We start from the raw sequence: 17865 nt of genomic DNA on the forward strand, positions 1-17865 counted from the left end.
GTTCCCCGTGACCGATATCAAAGTGGTGGTAGCCGACATCGTGGCGGAGACACCGAGTATCCGCGCGCTGCGCCTGGTACGGGAGGACGGGGCGCCGCTGGGCCCGTACCGTGCCGGCGCGCACATCGACGTCACCGGACCGACCGGCATCCTCCGGCAGTATTCGCTGTGCGGATCGCCTGCGGAAACCGCGTCGCTGACCATCGCGGTGAAACGGGAATCGGAATCCCGCGGTGGTTCGGCGGCGCTGCACGAGGTGCGCGCAGGCGACATCATCGAGATCGGGGAGCCGCGCAATATCCTCACCGTGGCGTCGGACGCCGACCGGCATGTACTGGTCGCCGCCGGCATCGGCGTCACGCCGTTGCTGAGCATCGCCTACGAATTGCATGCCTGCGATGCAGAATTCACGCTGGTCTACTTCACCCGCAGTCGCGCGGAAACCGCGTTCCTCGACTTTCTGGAGAACCGGTCGGAGTTCCGGGGCCGGGTGCAGTTGCACATCGGACGCACCCGCACCGAACAACGCGCCGCGCTGGTGGCGGTCGCCGCCGGCCTCTCTCCCCGCAGCGCGGTGTACACCTGTGGCCCGGCCGGGTTCATGGATACCGTCGCCGACCTCATGACACCGGTGGTCGGTATCGACAATGTGCACATCGAACACTTCGAGGCGGCCGAGGCCGACACCTCCGGCGATACCGCTTTCAACGTCGAACTCGACACCGGTGAGAGTTTTGAAATCCCCGTCGGCCGCTCGATTCTCTCGGTGCTCGAGGAAAATGGAATCGAGGTGTTCAAATCCTGCGAGGAAGGAATCTGTGGTTCCTGCGTCTCGAATGTCCTCGAAGGAGAACCCGACCATCGTGACAACTGCCTGTCCGTCGCGGACAAGGCAGCCGGTGACCAGATGGCGCTCTGTGTCTCACGGTCGAAAACCAGCAAACTGGTCATCGAATTGATCTGATCCGCTCGATCCGGATAAAGGAATTCCGTATTCACACCGGGAATTCTTCCGATGTTCCATGTCACATCGCCGCTCTAGCGTGTAGTGGATCACACAACCGAAAGACGATTTCCCATGGAATATTCTCACGCCGAGACCGCCGCGTCCGAAGCGAATTCCGGTCTCGACGACCTCGCCCGAGAACGCGCCCGCCTGGTGTTCCGGCTCAGCGCGGTGGTGCTGCTCTTGTTCTTCCCCCTGCCCGTACTGGGTGGATTCACCTCCGTCCTGGATACGGTGGTGGTCGGCGGCGTGACCGTCGCCTGGGTCTATGCCTTCTTCCAGTTCGCCGTGGCCATTGTGGTGGCCCGCTACTACATGGCTCGTGCCGCCGCCCTCGAAAGCCGCGTCGCGCAGGAAGGCGTCCGCGCATGAACATCATCTCCGCTTCGCTGTTCGCGGCCCTGGTGGTGGTGACCCTGGTGATCACCGCCTGGGCCGCCAGGCAGAACAAATCCGCCGCCGACCACTATGTCGCCGGCGGCGCGCTCACCGGCCGGCAGAACGGGGTCGCCATCGCCGGCGATTTCATCTCCGCCGCGTCGTTCCTCGGGGTCACCGGCGCCATCGCGCTCACCGGGTTCAACGGGTTCTACCTCGCGGTGTTCGTCCCTGTCGCGTTCGTCCTGGCGCTGCTGCTCATCGCCGAACCGCTGCGCAACCTCGGCCGATTCACCCTGGCCGACGTCCTGGCCACCCGTTTTCCGGGTAAGGACGTCCGCTCGCTCATGGCGGTCAGCACCGTGGTGATCAGCGTGGTCTACCTGGTCTCGCAGTTGGTGGGCGCGGCGCTGCTGGTCTCGCTGCTGTTCGATCTGGACTACCCGGTCGCGGTGCTCGTCATCGGCGCGCTGACCACCGCGTACACCCTGGTCGGCGGTATGCTGGCGACCAGCTGGATCCAGATCATCAAGACCGGTCTACTGCTGGTCTGCGCGGTGGCACTGTTCGTCCTCGTCCTGGTGCGCTTCGATTTCAACCCGTTCGGGCCGTTCAGTACCGCGCTCGCCGAGTTCGGGCAGCAGTACGTCGCCCCGCGACGCTCCGGTGACGCGGCCTCGTTCGACCAGTTGTCGCAGACGGTCGGGCTGGTGCTCGGTGTCCTCGGGCTCCCGCATGTGATGATCCGGTTCCTCACGGTGCCGAACGCGCAGCAGGCCCGCACTTCCGCCTATACCTCCATCTGGATCTTCTTCGGTTTCTATCTGATGATCCCGGTCCTCGGTTACGGCGCCGCCGTGCTGGTCGGTCCCGACGTTATCGCCACGGAGAACAAGGGCGGCAACCTCGCCGTCGCGCAGCTGGCGGAAACGCTCGGCGGCGGTGTGCTGCTCGCGTTCGTGGCCGCGGTCGCGTTCGTGACCATCCTGGCCGCACTGTCGGGGCTGGTGATCGCCACGTCCGGCGCCATCGCCCACGATCTGTACGGTCAGGTGCTGCGCAACGGGAAGGTTTCGCCCACCGCCCAGCATCGTGCGGCCCGGATCGCCACGGTCGCCACCTGCCTGGTCGGAGTCGCCATCGCCTTCGCCGCGCAACGCCAGAATGTGGCCTTCCTGGCCTCTCTAGGTATGTCCATCGCCGCCTGCGCCAATCTGCCGGCTCTGCTGCTCACCCTGTACTGGCGCCGGATGACCGCGCGTGCCGTGATCTCGGGCATCGTGACCGGCCTGGTCCTGTCCATCGCGGTGATCATCCTCAGCCCCGCCGTACAGGGCCCGGATTCGGTTCTGCCGTTCTCCAATCCCGCTCTGGCGGTGGCGCCCATCTCCTTCCTGGTCTCCATTGTGGTGGCGCTCGCCGGCGCGCCCAAGGGTGACGAGGCCGCGGCCGCCACCACCGTGTTCCGTTCACTGCGTATCCGCGCCCTGACCGGTCGTACGACGGAACAGCCCGTGGCTATTTCGTCCTGACAATGGTGCTTCGATGCCGGCCACCGGATGATGAGGGGTGGCCGGCATCGACGCAACGGATCGGTGTCCACTAACTCGACTGCTCCAGCGGTTTCGCGTCCTTCGGATATCCACCACGACGACCTCGGCCACCGGTGCCCGCGTACACGCTGAGTCGCGTCCGCAACGGTCGCCCGACCGCCAGCGGCGCGGTCTCCCTACCCATCAGCAGTGCGACCAGGCTGATCAACATGAGTGCCATGGCGTAGAAGCCGACCGGGACCACAGTGCCGGTACCGCTCACGATCCGGTTCGCGACCATCGGCGCGATGCCGCCGCCGAGCACCGCGCCGACCTGGTATCCGATACCTACGCCGCTATAGCGCTGGGTCACCGGGAACTGCTCGGCGAACATGGTGAACATCGGCCCGTACACGAACCCGGTCAAGGTGAATCCGATACAGATCACCGTGATACAGGCCAGGAACGAGCCGTGCGCGGTGACCCAGAACAACATCGGGGCGAAGACCGCGGCGGACCCCATGCCGAAGCCGATCACCGCTTTGCGGCCCAGCCGGTCGGAGAGATGGCTTCCGAGGATCACCGTCGCGGCGTGGCACGCGAGGGCGGCGGTGATTCCCCAGACAACCTGCGAACGGGAGAATCCCCGGCCCGGGTCGGGTTCGGTCAGGAAGGACAACATGAAAGTGAACAGCAGGAACGCGTAGCAGTTCTGGCCGATGTTGACGCAGGCGGCCCGGAGTACACCGCGCCAGTCCTGCCGGAGCACCGCCAGGCCGCGCGGGGCAGGCCGGTCTGCGCCGGAACTCGCATCGGCGAACTCCGGTGTCTCGGAGATCCGCGTCCGCGTCCAGATGCCGACGATGAGAACGATGGCGCCCACCAGGAACGGAATACGCCAGCCCCACGCGATCACCTGCTCCATCGGGAGCAGGAGCACGAGCGCGAAGGCGGTATTCGCCAGAATCGCGCCGACCGGGGACCCGAGGGTGACGAAACATCCGTAGAGCCCGCGACGCGACGCGGGCGCGTGCTCGGCCGCCAGCAGCACCGCTCCGCCGATCTCGCCGCCGCGCGAGATCCCGTGGAGCATCCGGAGGAAGATGAGTATCAACGGGGCAGCGATCCCGATCGCACGCGAGTCGGGTACCAGGCCCATGACCAGAGTGGCCGACCCCATCAAGATGAATGCCGTGGTGAGCGCTGCGCGCCGGCCGAACCGGTCCCCGTAGTGTCCGAAGATCACCGCGCCGACCGGTGCCATGACGAATCCGACGGCGAAGGTGGCAAAGCCGAGGAAGGTGCCGAACCACGGGTCATCGGTGTCGAAATACACCTTGTTGAACACCAGCGCCGTGGCGGTGCCGTAGATCGCGAAATCGTAGAACTCGAGGATGGTGCCGACACCGGAGGCGATCGCCAATCTCATCGGGCGCTCGCGCTCGGTCGCGGAATCGTGCTCTCGTGAACTCAGAGCTGTCACAGCGTTCTCCTCATCAGTTCTGCGACCCGCCGGCAGGGCGTGTCGAGGGAACTCCCGCGGCGTCTCGGACTGTTTGCCGTGGAAGGTCGTCGTAGCGGTGTAGTTGTCCCGTCGCGTCGAGGACCCGCGCGAAGGTCGCGATACGTTGTGCCCGATAGTCGTTCAGCGCGGTGGGCTCGATATCGTAGAAACCGCCGCCGGTGTCGCCCCGGCGTCCGGAGGCCATGTTCTGCTGGACCAGGGGAGCCGGCTCGAAGCGCTTGCCGAGCTCGTCGCGGAGATAGTTGGAGGCGTGGAACAGGGTGTCGCATCCGCCCCAGTCGATGAACTCGAGCAGGCCGAGCACGGCGAATCGTGAGCCGAATCCGATCCGGACGGCCCGGTCGATCTCCGTGGCACTGGCCACGCCCTCCTCGACCATCCGGGCCGCCTCGTTCATCACGAGCGCCTGAAGCCGCGGGACGATGTACCCCGGCGATGCGGCGCAGACCACCGGTGTCTTGCCGACCGCCGATAACAAGTCGCACGTCGCCTCGACCACTGCGGGCGCTGTCGCGGCACTCGGGCTCACCTCCACCAATGGCATCAGGTCGGCCGGGTTCAGCCAGTGCGCGTTGAGCAGGCGCTCCGGACGTGCGACGAATTCGGCCAGGCGGCTCACGAGAAAGCTAGAGGTGGTCGAGGCGATGGGCGTGTCCGCGCCGACCGCCGACTCGATCCACGCCAAGGTCGCTCGCTTGATATCGAGTACCTCCGGCACTGCTTCGAAGACGAGGTCGGCCTCGGCCGGCACCACCACCTCCGGCCCGACCACCCGGATCCGGTCGAGTATCCCGGGCAGATCGGACTCGGCCAACAGCCCGAATCGGATCTTGCGCTCCAGTGACAGTCGGATCGCGGCACGGGCCGCCGTGAGATACGCCTCGGCTCCGTCGCCGCGGTCGCGGAGGTCGACCAATGTGACGTCGACCCGTCCGAAACCGAGGGCGGCCGCTATCCCCTGTCCCATGCGACCCGCTCCGACCACCACGACCGTCGCCGTCATAGCGAGAACCCTTCGTGGAGAAGCCGTTTCAGCCCGTCGCTATCCAGCTCATCCAGCCCCAGGGCGGCCAGCGTCCGGCCGCCACTATCCGGTGACCGGCCGGTGATCGCATTGGCTGTCGCGAGAAGCCCGCTCGCCACCGGCGTCGGTACCCCGGCCCAGTGGCCGACCGAGGTGAGCAGGGCGAGTCCGATCTCGACATCCTCGGTCATGTACCGGTGAGTGTGCAGATCGATGTGCTCGCGCCAGTCACCACTATCGGTGAGCTTCTCGTGCGCGGCGTTACCGTACATCCATTCGTCGCCGTCCGGAGTGTAATGGTCCGCGAGTGGGAAATGCGGACCGCCGTACCCGAGCGCGGTGCGGATGGCGATACGTTCGGTGTCGAGTGCGGTGGTGACGCGGCGGACGGCATCCTGAGTGCCCTCGTTGTGGATGTCCCAGGCCGCGAAGTGCTCCAGCGGGCCGGCATTCATCAAGATCAGCGGTGGATGGATGATCGGACCCGCATTCATCAACGCCCCGCTCAGCGCATCATCGAGGGGTTCGACAGGATATATTTTCGCCAGCACCGCCAGCGCTCTTTCGCTGTCGTGCGCGGGGAGGACTCCGGTGGGCAGCCGCGTAGCGTAGCCGCTCACCACGACCCGGTTGTCCCCGTGCTTACGCGCGAGGTAGGGGAGGGTCCCGGTCTCGGCGAAGGCGATCTTGGCGGGGTTACCGGCGGCTGCTACGGCCCGCGCGAAGATCAGCGAACCGAAGCTGCCCGGCGGCAAGTACACCACCTGGCCGTCGGTCAGGTGCGGTGCTATTCGTTCCGCGAGGTCGGGGTGAGAGAAGGCGGGGACGGGTATGATAACGATCTCCGCGTCGGCCACGGCACGGCCGAGGTCGGGCTCGATGGTGATGCGGCCGTCGGAACCGATCGCCAGGGTGCGATGCCCGCGGTGATCCTCGACCCGAATCTCTCCCGCATCCAGCAGTGGTGCGAAACTATTATGATCACGCCGCCACCAGTTGACGTCGTGTCCCTTCGCACTCATATCGGCAACCGCCGCATATGAGCCGTGTCCGCCGCCGATAACCGTGATCTTCATTTCGATAACCTCCTCGATCGCCGACCGTTGCGCAGTCGCCGATATGTGGAAGCGAACATTAAAGACGCGGTCGCCGACTTTCGCGGGATGTTCAGAAATTGAGTTGGAAGGCCACTCGATGAAGGATCGTCACGTGCCGGACGATGTTGATTTCCGTATCGTTCACGCACTACAGTCCGCACCGCGTGCTCCGTGGGGTGCCGTCGGCGATGTCGCGGGTGTCAGTGCGCCCACCGCCGCACGCCGCTGGGAACGGTTGGTGGACAGCGGTCTGGCCTGGATCGTCACCTACCCCGGCCCGGCCTATCTGAACACGCAATGTGCCGCATTCGTGGAGATCGAGGTGGCCGAGCGCGGGCCGGAATTGATGCGCGAGCTCTCTCGGGACGGCAAGGTCGCGACCATTCAGCGCACCGCCGGAGACGGAGACCTGCTTCTCACCGTCATGACCTTCGATCTCGACACCCTCGGTGACTGGGTGCAGAAGCTTGCGGGGTCCCCCATGGTCTCCCGTACTCGCACCCGCGTGGTGATGCAGGTGTTCGGGGAGAGCGAACGCTGGCGGGTGCGGGCTCTCGACATCGGCGAGGAGTCGTCCTTGTCGCGGTACCGTCCGGTACCGCGACCACTGGTCCATCAGCCGGACGCAGCGGATCTGAAGTTGATCGCCGCGCTCGCTGCCGACGGCCGACGGTCGGCAGTCGAACTCGCCGAAGTCTGTGGGATCAGCGCACCGGCCGTCCGGCGCCGGCTCGCCTACCTCGTCGCCGAGCGGATCCTCTCCATTCGCTGCGAAGTCGCCCACGTACTCGGTGGATGGCCGGTCACCGCCAACGTGTGGGCCCGCGCGACACCGCGCACGCTCGGCACGCTCGTCGATGCACTCGATTCGTTCCCCCAGATCCGCGTGTGCTGCGAGGTGACGGGGACCGCGAACGTCCTGATGACGGTGTGGTTGAGGCAGATCAGTGAGTTGTCGCGCCTGGAATACGAACTCGAGTCGGGGGTACCCGGCTTCACCGTGGTGGACCGAAGTGTCACACTCGAGACGCCCAAGCGGCTGGGCTCGATACTCGACCGGGCAGGCCGATGCACCGGTTTCTATCCACTGGAGCTGCTGACGACCTGCCGCGATACCGCTCCGTGACGCCGAGCGAGGTACCGCTGCCGCCCGGTGATACCGCCGGCCTCGGCACGGAGCATCACCGAGTACTGCGCGCAGGAGGGCGCAGCGGTGACCGGGAAGCAGCTCGTCGACTACACCGCGCCGTGGATGGCCGGCTACGAGGATCCCCACGTCGATCGTCCGGGACCGGCACCCGTTCGACCGGAAAGGACCTAAGCTGACGTCCGTGGAGCTGTTCGTCGGTATCGATATGGGGACGGGGAGTAGCAAGGGGGTGCTCGTGCGACCGGATGGAGTGGTGGTCGCCGAGCATCAGGTGAGTCATGAGATGTCGCTGCCGCGGCCGGGGTGGGCCGAGGTCGACGCGGTGGGCTTGTGGTGGGCGGAGGTGTGCGCGATCAGCCGCACACTGATGGCCGCCGTGCCGTCGGGGGCGCGGATCGCCGGGATGTGTGTCAGCGGTGTCGGTCCGTGCCTGGTGTTGTGCGACGAGGATCTCGAGCCGGTACGGCCCGCCATTCTGTACGGCATCGACACTCGGGCGTCGGTGGAGATCGCCGAACTGACCGAGTTGTTCGGCGCGGAAGAAATTTTGTTGCGGGCGGGCAAGTCGCTGTCGAGTCAGGCGGTCGGCCCGAAGATCGAATGGGTGCGCAAGAACGAGCCGGAGGCGTTCGCCCGTGCCCGTCGCTGGTACGGGTCGAATTCTTTCGTCGTGGCGAAGCTGACCGGTGAGTATATTCAGGACCATCACACGGCCAGCCAATGCGATCCACTGTATTCGATTCGCGACTTCGACTGGAATGCCGAATGGGCCGGGCGGATTCTGGGTGCGCTGCCGCTGCCCCGGCTGGTGTGGCCGTCGGAGGTGGTCGGCATGGTGACCGCGGGGGCGGCCGCGGAGACCGGAATTCCGGCGGGCACGCCGGTCGTCGCGGGCACCGTGGATGCCTATGCCGAGGCATTCAGCGTGGGTGTGCGCGATCCGGGTGATCTCATGCTGATGTACGGATCGACGATGTTCTTGGTGCAGGTGCTGGAGACGTTCCATTCGAACCCGGCGCTGTGGACGACGACGGGTGTCCAGGAGGGCACTTTCGCGCTCGCTGCGGGGACATCGACCGCAGGTGGGCTGGCCAACTGGTTGCAGAAGGTGACCGGCGGAGCCTCATTCGACGTACTGATGGCCGAGGCCGCGGCAGTGCCGCCGGGTTCGGAGGGTTTGCTGATGCTGCCCTACCTGGCCGGTGAGCGCACGCCGGTGTTCGATCCGGACGCGCGTGGTGTCGTGGCCGGACTGACCCTGCGGCACGGGCGTGGCCATCTGTTCCGCGCGGCCTACGAGGGCATTTCTTACGGGATCCGCCAGATTCTGGAGATGTTCGACAATGCCGATTCACCGGTATTGCGGGCGGTCGGAGTCGGTGGGGGGCTGCGTAGTCCGGTGTGGGCGCAGGCGCTCAGCGATATCACCGGGTTGACCCAGCTACAGCCGGAACAGACCATCGGCGCGAGTTACGGTGACGGGCTGCTGGCCGCTATCGGTGTGGGACTGGTCGCACCGGAGACGGACTGGACGCGGATAGTCCGCGAGATTCCGCCGAACCCGGAATACCGCGAACGATACGACGCCCTGTACGAGACATGGCTACAGCTGTATCCGGCTACCCGGGAGCAGGTGCATACCCTGGCGCGGTTCAGCTGACCGCGTAACCGCCGTCGATCGGGACGTCGACGCCGTTGATCATCGATGCGTGGTCGGAGGCGAGGAACAGCGCTGTCGCGGACACCTCCGCGGGAGCGGCGAAGCGGCCCAGCGGGATGCGGGCCAGCATCGGCGCCGCCTTCTCTTCCGCACCCCAGACTTTGCGGCCCATATCGGTGAGCACGATGGTGGGACACAGGGAGTTCGCGCGCACGCCATCGGGTCCGAGCTCGAGTGCCAGCACCTTGGTCGCCATCACCAGACCTGCCTTCGATGTGCAGTACGCGTAGTGCTCGGGCAGTGCGCGCAGGGCGGCAGCGGAGGCGACCGTCACGATCGATCCGCCGCCGTCACGGGCCATCGCCGCACCGACGGTGGCGGCGAGCAGTGCGGGGGCGCGCAGATTGACGGTAAGGACCTCATCGAATGTTGCCGCCGTCAGATCGGTGACCATCTCCGGGTGTGAGATGCCCGCGTTGTTGACGAGCACGTCGAGCCCGCCGAAGACCGCGGCGGCCTCCGCGGCCAACCTGGTAGGAGCGTCTGGGTGGGCAAGGTCGGCGGCCACTGGCGCAACGCGAACCCCGTACTGCTGCGCCAGGTGGCGGGCCTGATCGGCGAGTGCGCTGTGGTCGCGACCGGACAGCACCAGCGAGGCTCCGGCCGCCGCGAAAGTCTCCGCGATATCGGCCCCGATACCCTTCGACGCACCGGTGATCAGTACGCGCTTACCGTCGAGACGAATCGAGCTCACAGACTCTCCAAAAGCTGGTGTGCGGTCGATGGATCGGTGACGAGCTGGTTGAAGTATCCGGCGCGCGCCCCGGCGAGAATCGGGGCCACCTTGTCTGCGCCGACGGCCACGGCGATTCCCACCGGAATCTGCTGCAGCACGGACAGTTCCACGGCGATCAGCCGTTCGCGGCCGGGAAAGTCGATGGGTTCGCCTTCCCGGTTGTAGAACCGCGAACACACATCACCCACCGCTTCGCGTAATGATACGGAGGTGGTGGGAACGAATTGTGGTATGTCATCACGCAGCAGCGGTGGTGCGCCGACGCCCATGAGCGCGCACCGCGCCCGCGGCCACAGATTCAGTACGCGCTGAATGGACGGGTCGGCATGCAGGGTGGCGTAGAGATCGGCTCCGGGGAGGGCGGGGGCGAACAGGTAGTTCGGCCGGCCGCCGAGTTTGTTGGAGATGAGCCGGGTGATCTCGTTGGTCTGATACCACTCCTCGGGCTGGTCGTTGCCACCGACGGTGGGGGTGACGAGGACACCGGGGATGCGTTCGAGGTCGAACTGCGCCACTTGGTAGACGGTGCGTCCCGAGGAGACCAGCAGTACATCTCCGGGGACCAGCCCGACGTCGGAGAGTGCGCGTGAGACCGCGGGTGCGAGGTAGCTGCCCATCACCTCCACGGTCGGCTTGGCCGGGGTCGGCGCGGGCAGCGGTGCGGACAGGTACACCCGTTGCAATCCGGTCGCGTCGGCGAGGGTGCCCGCGAGATCGCCGCGGTCGTCGGAATGGGGTGCGCGGACTTCGATGTGGACGATGCCCTGGCGGCGGGCTTCGGAGAGCAGCCTGCTCACGGTGGCCCGGCTGATGCCCAGCTTATGGGCGACTTCGGCCTGGGTGGCGTCCTCGTCGTAGTACATTTTCGCGGCCGCGTAGAGCAGCGACGGCGCGAAGCGGCCACCCTCGGCGCCTGTCGGTGCCCGAGTATCGGAGCTGCTGTGCATGGCAGAAGTATCGCATTGCACATCAGTTCATGCCAAAATTTCCGTGCACATTCGTTCTGGACCATTGTGCCACCCTGGGTTAGTGTGATCCCGAGCATAGGGATGAAGGGCAGTGGTGATGACGGAGATGATGCAAGCGGTGATCTGCCACGGTCCCGAGGACTACCGGCTACAAGAGGTTCCCGTCCCGGTACCGGGACCGGGCGAAGCGCTGGTCCGGGTCGAGGCAGTGGGCATCTGTGCGAGCGATCTGAAGTGCTATCACGGGGCGGCGAAGTTCTGGGGTGATGAGAACCGCCCGGCGTGGGCCGAGACCGAAGTGATCCCCGGTCACGAATTCGTCGGCGAAATCGTGCAGATCGACGCCGCGGGCGCCGCCCGCTGGGGCGTCGAGGTGGGGGACCGAGTGGTCTCCGAACAGATCGTGCCGTGCTGGACATGCCGGTATTGCCTCCGCGGGCAGTACCACATGTGCAAACCGCACGACCTCTACGGTTTCAAGCGCCGGACCCCGGGCGCTATGGCGAAGTTCATGGTTTTTCCCGCAGAAGCGCTGGTGCACAAGGTTTCCAAGGATATTCCGGCCGCACACGCCGCATTCACCGAGCCGCTGTCGTGTTCGCTGCACGCCGTCGAGCGGGCGGGTATCACCTTCGAGGATGTCGTGGTGGTGGCGGGTTGCGGTCCGATCGGTCTCGGCATGGTGGCCGGTGCGCGGGCGAAGAGCCCTGCCCATGTCATCGCGCTGGATATGGCGCCGGAGAAGTTGATGCTGGCTCGGGAGTGCGGCGCCGATATCGTGATCAACATTCGCGACGAGGACGTTCAGGCGGTCGTCATGGAACTCACCGACGGCTACGGCGCCGATGTCTACCTGGAAGGTACCGGCCATCCCTCCGCCGTGCCGCAGGGCTTGAACCTGTTACGCAAGTTGGGAACCTACGTCGAGTACGGCGTGTTCGGCAGTGATGTCTCCGTCGACTGGAGCATCATCAGCGACGACAAGGAGCTCGATGTGCGCGGCGCGCATCTGGGTCCGCACTGCTGGCCGGCCGCCATCCGCATGCTCGAATCGGGCATCTTGCCGATGGACAAGATCTGTACCCACCAGCTGCCGCTCAGCGACTTTCAGAAGGGTCTCGATCTGGTGGCCGGCGGAACCGAGTCGGTGAAGGTTTCGCTGATTCCCTCCTGACCTGCCGAGAAAGTTCGATGAGGAACAGATACATGAGCAGAAATCAGTTCTCGCGCCGGGACATGCTGCGGGCCGTGGGCCTGGCCGGTGCGGCCGCCGCGGCCCTGCCGGTACTCTCGGCCTGCGGCGTGGGTGGCAAGGTCGAGGCCGTCAACGGTGCGGGCGAGGTGAGCGGGCCCTTCAACTGGCGTGCCGCGGAAGGCACGACTCTGCACCTGTTGCAGACGCCGCACCCGTACCAGCAGTCGCTGCAACCGCTGCTCGCCGAGTTCACCCGGCTCACCGGCATCACGGTCGACACCGACCTGGTGCCGGAGGCCGACTACTTCACCAAGTTGAATACCGAATTGGCCGGTGGCACCGGTAAACACGATGTGTTCATGCTGGGTGCGTACTTCATCTGGCAGTATGGTCCCCCCGGTTGGCTGGAGGACCTGGCCCCGTGGATCGCGAACTCCTCGGCCACCAGTGACGCGTACGACTTCGAGGACATCTACGAGGGTCTGCGCACCTCCACCCGATGGGACTTCGACCTCGGCAGTCCGCTCGGCACCGGCGGGCAGTGGGCGATCCCGTGGGGCTTCGAGAACAATGTGGTCGCTTACAACAAGGCCTATTTCGACCAGCGCAAGATCACCTTGCCGGACACCTTCGACAACTTCATCCAGCTGGCCGTCGACCTCACCGACCGTTCCCAGCACCGGTACGGCATCGCCACCCGCGGATCCAAGTCGTGGGCGACCATCCACCCCGGCTTCATGACGCAATTCGCCAGGGAGGGCGCGAAGGATTACGAACTCGTCGACGGCCGGTTCGAGGCCGCCATGGCCTCGGACGCCTCGGTCGCCTTCACCGAGAAGTGGATCGAAATGCAGCGTCTGGCCGGACCGACATCGTGGACCACTTACGACTATCCCCAGGCCACCGGCGATCTCGGTGACGGCACCGCGATGATGGTCTACGACGCCGACAGTGCGACCTATCCGAAGAACAAACCGGGTGCCAGTGCGCAAGCGGGCAATATCGCCTGGTATCCGGGCCCCGCCGGACCGGGTGGCAACTACAACACCAACTTGTGGACCTGGTCGCTGGCGATGAACGCGCAGTCGAAGAACAAGCATGCGGCCTGGTTGTTCATCCAGTGGGTCACGGGTAAGGAAGCCCTCTCGAAAGCCGTGCAGGGTGGGATCTTCGCCGATCCTGTGCGCAAGTCGGTTTTCGACGGCGTGTTCAAACAGCAGCTCGGCGGAATGCCCGGCTATCTGGAAGCTTTCGAGACGGTGATCGGCAGCTCGAAGATCCAGTTCACGCCGCAGAAGAAGTTCTTCGACACCACGGAGGATTGGTCCGTCGCGCTGCAGGACATCTACGGCGGTGCGAACGCCCGGTCCCGTCTGGCCAGCCTGGCCAAGACCTGTACGTCGAAGGTCAATCTCTGACCCGGCGTGGGTCGAAGAAAGGGAGGTCGATATGACCACTCAATCAGTTCGTCCACCGTCCCATGCCGACCCGGAGAAGCCGGGCTCAACGCAGCGAACCGACCCTCCGGAGGTTCCGCGCTGGCGGCGGTCGCTGCGGCCGTACCTGCTCTCGGTTCCGGCGGTGCTCATCGTAGTGGGGATTCTCTACCCTTTCGTGATCGGCGCGTATTACTCGGTGCTCAACTACGCCGCGGTGAATCCTGAGCCGATCTTCGTCGGAATCCGGAACTACGCCAGTGTGCTGGGTGATGTGGAATTCTGGACCAGTGTCCGGGTCACCGGCACCTTCGCGATCGTGGCCACCGCCATCGAGACCGTCGTCGGCGTCGGCATCGCCCTCTTGCTCAACCGCTCCAGCATCATCGGGCGGATCTTCGAGAAAGTGCTGATCCTGCCGCTGATGATCGCGCCGGTGATCGCGGGCGTCATCTGGAAGCTGATGTTCAACCCGCAGTTCGGCGTGCTCAACCACATCCTCGGTCTCGGATCCACCTTCGACTGGCTCAGCAGCGGCAATGCCCTGTGGTCGGTGATCCTGGTGGATCTGTGGATCTTCACCCCGTTCGTCGCGATCCTGGTGCTCGCCGGCATCCGTTCGCTGCCCAAGGAACCCTTCGAGGCATCGGCGGTAGACGGCGCGAGCTGGTTCTACATGTTCCGCAAACTCATGCTGCCGATGCTGTGGCCCTACATCCTGGTCGCGGTCATCTTCCGCTTCATGGACAACCTCAAGGTTTTCGACGCGGTCTACGTCCTCACCTCGGGCGGCCCCGGCGTAGCGACGCGGACCCTGCAGATCGGGGCATTCGAGGACTCCATCATCAACCTCGACTACTCCCGCGGCAGCACCTACATGTTCCTGCTGTGGGTGATCGTGTTCATCACCGCACGCCTCCTGGTGAGCGTGCTCGGAAAGGCGCAGCGTCGCGCTGCCGGAGCGGAGTCGTAGATCATGGCCAAGGAACTCTTACCCGGACAGCGCCGATTCACCCCGGCCTCCGTGGGCGCGGATATCGTGCTGATCGGCTGGTTCGTCTTCTCGCTGTTCCCGATCGTGTGGATGGTCCTGCTGGCGTTGAAAACGCCGGCGCAACAGACCACCACCTACTTCACATTCAGCCCCACCCTGGAGAACTTCGCTACGGTGCTGAGCCCGAAAGGCACCGAACTCACCAGCGTGGACTTCAAGGCCGCGCTGCTCACCAGCCTGATCAATTGCGGTGGTGCGGTGATCGTTTCCCTGGTCATCGGAATTCCCGCTGCCTATGCGGCGGGCCGGTGGCAGTACAAAGGCTCCAATGACCTGATGTTCACCATGCTCTCGTTCCGGTTCGCTCCCGAACTGATGGTCATCGTTCCGCTGTTCGTCATCTACAACCAGATCGGCCTGTTCGACACCAAGGCCGGCATGGTGTGGGTGCTCCAGTTGGTGACGATGCCGTTGGTTGTGTGGATCCTGCGGTCCTATTTCCAAGACCTGCCCGAGGATCTGGAACAGGCCGCACTGCTGGACGGATATACCCGCCGGCGGGCCTTCGTGATGGTCGCGCTGCCGCTCGTGCGGCCCGGTATCGCCGCCGCGGCACTGCTCGCGTTCATCTTCGCCTGGAACAACTACGTGTTCCCGCTGATCCTGGCCGACAGCAATGCCGCCACCGTGACCGTGGCGATCACGAAATACCTCGGCGGTGGCGGGCAGGCGTATTACAACCTCACCGCCGCCGCCGCGGTGATCGCGGCGCTACCACCACTGATTCTGGCGCTCACAATCCAGCGATACCTGGTGCGCGGCCTCTCCTTCGGGGCGGTGAAGTCCTGATGGCGGATCTGACGATCAACGGACTCACCAAGCACTACGGGAAGACGGTCGGCATCGACGATGTATCGCTCGATATCGCCGATGGCGAATTCTTCGTCATCCTCGGCCCATCGGGTGCTGGTAAGACCACCACGCTGAAATCGATCGCCGGGCTGGTCCAGGTGGATAGTGGCACGGTACATATCGGTGGCGCGGATATGACGATGGTCGAGCCCTACCACCGCAATGTGGCGATGGCGTTCGAGAGCTACGCCTTGTATCCACAGCAGACCGTGGCGCAGAACCTTTCCTCTCCGCTGCGCTCCGGGCGCACCGGAAAGTACTCCGCAGCCCAGCAGCAGGAGCGGGTCGATGCCGTCACTGTGACGCTCGGCATCGACCATTTACAGCAGCGGTTTCCACGGGAACTGTCCAACGGACAGCGTCAGCGGGTGGCCCTGGGCCGGGTGCTGATTCGGCCCGCGGACGTCTATCTACTGGACGAACCGCTGTCTCATCTGGACGCGAAACTGCGTGCGGCCATGCGCGCGGAACTACGCGAGCTCGGGCGGATGTCGAATACGACGACCGTCTACGTCACCCACGACTACCAGGAAGCCCTGGCGTTGGGCGACCGAATCGCCATCCTGCGCGACGGGAAGCTGGTGCAGGTGGATACGCCGAAGGCCATCTGGCGCAAACCGGTCGACACCTTCGTGGCCAAAGCGCTCGGCCAGCCGGAGATCAATATCGTCGATGCGATCGTCGACGGTAGCGCGCTGCGAGTATCCGGAAGCAGTATCGAGATTCCGGTGCCTCCCGAACTCGGCCTCGGCACGGGCCGCGGTGTCCGGCTCGGCATCCGCCCCTGCGATATCACCCTCGCCGCCGTAGCAAGCGCTGCACCCGGGGTGGCGAACCTGACCGGCGTGATCACCCTGACCGAACGACTCGGGCGCAGTATCGAGGTTTCCGTCGATATCGGCGAAACGTCGTTGATCGCGCTGTCCCCGGGCGGGCCGCATATTCGCGAGGGCGCCACCGTCGTGGTGACGGTACCGCTGGCCGACGTCCTCATCTTCGAAGCAGGCGAACGCGGCAGCGACAGTCTCCGTCTCGGTGCTGCCGCATCCAACTCCCAGGAGCGGCGATGACAGTCGAAACCAGAACCGGGTCGGCGGCGCAGCGGTTGACGCTCGAGCGCCTCACCAAGACCTACGTCGCGCGCGGCCGGGAAAGCTTCCAGGCGGTCAAGGGCATCGAGCTCGATATCGAACCAGGCGAACTCGTCGCATTGCTCGGTCCATCGGGCTGCGGCAAAACGACGACCCTGCGCATGATCGCCGGTCTCGAGACGGTGACCAGCGGTGACATCCGGATCGGCAACCGCACCATCACCGACCTGCCCCCCGGGAAGCGCGGTGTGGGCGTGGGATTCGAAAGCTATGCCCTGTATCCGCCGCTATCGGTGCGGCAGAACCTCGGCTACGGGTTGAAGGCACGCAAGGTCGCCGACGCCGACCGGCTCGTCAGCGATATCGCGCACCGGCTGGAATTGCAGGATGTGCTCGATCTGCGGCCCGCGAGCCTGTCCAGCGGGCAGAAACAACGTGTCGCGCTTGCCCGGGCGCTGGTCCGGAATCCGCCGGTACTGTTGCTGGACGAACCTCTCTCGCATCTGGACGCCTCGGCACGGCAGCGGGTCCGGCGCGAATTGAAGGTGCTGCAACGGGAATTCGGCTACACCACTATCGTGGTCACCCACGATCAGGTGGAGGCGCTGAGCCTGGCCGACCGGCTCGCTGTCATGGACGGCGGAATCATCCAGCAGTTCGGCACACCCGACGAGATCTTCGACGATCCGGCGAATCGCTTCGTCGCCGGATTCGTGGGCGAGCCGCAGATCAATATTGTCGACGGCGTGGTCCGCCGAGACGGTGCGGGCACGGTCGTCCAGATCGGCAGCGCGACGATTCCGGTCGCTGTCTCGGCGGTTGGTGACGGTCAGCGGGTCGAGGTGGGCATTCGGCCACAGGACAGCCGGCTTTCCGCCGAACCGGCCGGTCCCGGCCGGCTGACGGCCTCGGTGCGCTATTTCGAACATTTGATGGAGTTCGGCCGCGCGGCACTGGATGTGCCCGGTGTCGAGGAGCCCGTACTGGTCGAGACACCAGCCCGGCAGAACTTCGCGGTGCACCAGCAGGTGGCGCTGTCGGTGCTGCCGGAACGGGTGTACCTGTTCGATCCCGACTCCGGACAACGATTGCGATAGAGGA

At 65.3% G+C, this 17865-nt stretch carries 16 protein-coding genes; 11 read left to right on the forward strand and 5 right to left on the reverse strand.

Features of this window, described 5'->3' with window-relative positions; translation table 11 throughout:
* Nucleotides 1-7 precede the first annotated feature (7 nt).
* The 3 genes from ACQPYS_RS11125 to ACQPYS_RS11135 all read left to right on the forward strand — a co-directional run bounded on the left by ACQPYS_RS11125 (nt 8) and on the right by ACQPYS_RS11135 (nt 2916).
* Entirely contained in the window at nt 8-964 is a 957-nt protein-coding gene (locus tag ACQPYS_RS11125; protein ID WP_431939067.1) for a PDR/VanB family oxidoreductase, read from the forward strand.
* 114 nt (nt 965-1078) lie between these two features.
* On the forward strand, nt 1079-1378 hold the full coding sequence (locus tag ACQPYS_RS11130; protein WP_431939066.1) for a DUF485 domain-containing protein: 300 nt from the start codon (nt 1079-1081) through the stop codon (nt 1376-1378).
* The gene (locus ACQPYS_RS11135; RefSeq protein ID WP_431939065.1) at nt 1375-2916 is read left to right on the forward strand and encodes a solute symporter family protein; all 1542 of its coding nucleotides are present in this window, start codon (nt 1375-1377) and stop codon (nt 2914-2916) included. The genes ACQPYS_RS11130 and ACQPYS_RS11135 overlap by 4 nt, the downstream gene beginning before the upstream one ends.
* A 70-nt stretch (nt 2917-2986) precedes the next feature.
* On the opposite strand, the gene ACQPYS_RS11140 is transcribed toward ACQPYS_RS11135, so the two are convergent.
* Genes ACQPYS_RS11140 through ACQPYS_RS11150 form a run of 3 tightly spaced genes read right to left on the reverse strand, consistent with a single transcriptional unit; the run spans nt 2987 to nt 6541 of the window.
* A complete protein-coding gene (locus tag ACQPYS_RS11140; protein WP_433492520.1) occupies nt 2987-4399 on the reverse strand; it encodes an MFS transporter in 1413 nt (470 codons plus the stop codon).
* 13 nt (nt 4400-4412) lie between these two features.
* Complete coding sequence (locus tag ACQPYS_RS11145) at nt 4413-5444, reverse strand: 3-hydroxybutyryl-CoA dehydrogenase (protein ID WP_433492521.1); 1032 nt, start codon at nt 5442-5444, stop codon at nt 4413-4415.
* Complete coding sequence (locus tag ACQPYS_RS11150) at nt 5441-6541, reverse strand: NAD/NADP octopine/nopaline dehydrogenase family protein (RefSeq protein ID WP_433492522.1); 1101 nt, start codon at nt 6539-6541, stop codon at nt 5441-5443. Before ACQPYS_RS11150 ends, ACQPYS_RS11145 begins: the two co-directional genes overlap by 4 nt.
* A gap of 133 nt (nt 6542-6674) precedes the next feature.
* Here ACQPYS_RS11150 and ACQPYS_RS11155 point away from each other — a divergent pair, with 133 nt between their 5' ends.
* Together ACQPYS_RS11155 and ACQPYS_RS11160 are read left to right on the forward strand one after the other, a co-directional pair.
* Nucleotides 6675-7688, forward strand: coding sequence for an Lrp/AsnC family transcriptional regulator (locus ACQPYS_RS11155; protein ID WP_431939061.1), 1014 nt, complete (start codon nt 6675-6677; stop codon nt 7686-7688).
* Nucleotides 7689-7893: 205 nt separating this feature from the next.
* Complete coding sequence (locus tag ACQPYS_RS11160; protein WP_431939060.1) at nt 7894-9372, forward strand: FGGY-family carbohydrate kinase; 1479 nt, start codon at nt 7894-7896, stop codon at nt 9370-9372.
* Here ACQPYS_RS11160 and ACQPYS_RS11165 read toward each other — a convergent pair.
* Together ACQPYS_RS11165 and ACQPYS_RS11170 are read right to left on the reverse strand one after the other, a co-directional pair.
* Nucleotides 9365-10126 (reverse strand): SDR family NAD(P)-dependent oxidoreductase, encoded by a 762-nt coding sequence (locus ACQPYS_RS11165; protein ID WP_433492523.1) that lies wholly within the window; start codon nt 10124-10126, stop codon nt 9365-9367. The two genes, ACQPYS_RS11160 and ACQPYS_RS11165, sit on opposite strands and share 8 nt — an antisense overlap.
* On the reverse strand, nt 10123-11115 hold the full coding sequence (locus tag ACQPYS_RS11170; RefSeq protein ID WP_433492524.1) for a sugar-binding transcriptional regulator: 993 nt from the start codon (nt 11113-11115) through the stop codon (nt 10123-10125). Before ACQPYS_RS11170 ends, ACQPYS_RS11165 begins: the two co-directional genes overlap by 4 nt.
* A gap of 118 nt (nt 11116-11233) precedes the next feature.
* On the opposite strand from ACQPYS_RS11170, the gene eltD reads away from it, so the two are divergent.
* Genes eltD through ACQPYS_RS11200 form a run of 6 tightly spaced genes read left to right on the forward strand, consistent with a single transcriptional unit; the run spans nt 11234 to nt 17861 of the window.
* Nucleotides 11234-12310, forward strand: a complete 1077-nt coding sequence (eltD, locus tag ACQPYS_RS11175) for an erythritol/L-threitol dehyrogenase (protein ID WP_433492525.1) — start codon at nt 11234-11236, stop codon at nt 12308-12310.
* A gap of 32 nt (nt 12311-12342) precedes the next feature.
* Nucleotides 12343-13749: an ABC transporter substrate-binding protein gene (locus ACQPYS_RS11180; RefSeq protein WP_431939056.1), complete on the forward strand. Its 1407-nt coding sequence runs from the start codon at nt 12343-12345 to the stop codon at nt 13747-13749.
* A 31-nt stretch (nt 13750-13780) separates the two neighbouring features.
* Nucleotides 13781-14740 (forward strand): carbohydrate ABC transporter permease, encoded by a 960-nt coding sequence (locus tag ACQPYS_RS11185; protein ID WP_431939055.1) that lies wholly within the window; start codon nt 13781-13783, stop codon nt 14738-14740.
* A 3-nt stretch (nt 14741-14743) separates the two neighbouring features.
* On the forward strand, nt 14744-15610 hold the full coding sequence (locus ACQPYS_RS11190) for a carbohydrate ABC transporter permease (protein ID WP_063036131.1): 867 nt from the start codon (nt 14744-14746) through the stop codon (nt 15608-15610).
* Complete coding sequence (locus tag ACQPYS_RS11195) at nt 15610-16743, forward strand: ABC transporter ATP-binding protein (protein ID WP_433492526.1); 1134 nt, start codon at nt 15610-15612, stop codon at nt 16741-16743. The genes ACQPYS_RS11190 and ACQPYS_RS11195 overlap by 1 nt, the downstream gene beginning before the upstream one ends.
* Nucleotides 16740-17861, forward strand: coding sequence for an ABC transporter ATP-binding protein (locus ACQPYS_RS11200; protein ID WP_433492527.1), 1122 nt, complete (start codon nt 16740-16742; stop codon nt 17859-17861). Before ACQPYS_RS11195 ends, ACQPYS_RS11200 begins: the two co-directional genes overlap by 4 nt.
* Nucleotides 17862-17865 lie beyond the last annotated feature (4 nt).

This window comes from Nocardia grenadensis, from assembly GCF_050942415.1.
Taxonomy (GTDB): Bacteria; Actinomycetota; Actinomycetes; order Mycobacteriales; family Mycobacteriaceae; genus Nocardia; species Nocardia grenadensis.

Excerpts from the sequence above, each read along its gene's own strand:
- ACQPYS_RS11130 (WP_431939066.1), top strand. The coding sequence starts at position 1,079 with ATGGAATATTCTCACGCCGAGACCGCCGCGTCCGAAGCGAATTCCGGT.
- ACQPYS_RS11135 (WP_431939065.1), top strand. The coding sequence starts at position 1,375 with ATGAACATCATCTCCGCTTCGCTGTTCGCGGCCCTGGTGGTGGTGACC.
- ACQPYS_RS11145 (WP_433492521.1), bottom strand. The coding sequence starts at position 5,444 with ATGACGGCGACGGTCGTGGTGGTCGGAGCGGGTCGCATGGGACAGGGG.
- ACQPYS_RS11150 (WP_433492522.1), bottom strand. The coding sequence starts at position 6,541 with ATGAAGATCACGGTTATCGGCGGCGGACACGGCTCATATGCGGCGGTT.
- ACQPYS_RS11170 (WP_433492524.1), bottom strand. The coding sequence starts at position 11,115 with ATGCACAGCAGCTCCGATACTCGGGCACCGACAGGCGCCGAGGGTGGC.
- eltD (WP_433492525.1), top strand. The coding sequence starts at position 11,234 with ATGACGGAGATGATGCAAGCGGTGATCTGCCACGGTCCCGAGGACTAC.
- ACQPYS_RS11180 (WP_431939056.1), top strand. The coding sequence starts at position 12,343 with ATGAGCAGAAATCAGTTCTCGCGCCGGGACATGCTGCGGGCCGTGGGC.
- ACQPYS_RS11185 (WP_431939055.1), top strand. The coding sequence starts at position 13,781 with ATGACCACTCAATCAGTTCGTCCACCGTCCCATGCCGACCCGGAGAAG.
- ACQPYS_RS11190 (WP_063036131.1), top strand. The coding sequence starts at position 14,744 with ATGGCCAAGGAACTCTTACCCGGACAGCGCCGATTCACCCCGGCCTCC.
- ACQPYS_RS11195 (WP_433492526.1), top strand. The coding sequence starts at position 15,610 with ATGGCGGATCTGACGATCAACGGACTCACCAAGCACTACGGGAAGACG.
- ACQPYS_RS11200 (WP_433492527.1), top strand. The coding sequence starts at position 16,740 with ATGACAGTCGAAACCAGAACCGGGTCGGCGGCGCAGCGGTTGACGCTC.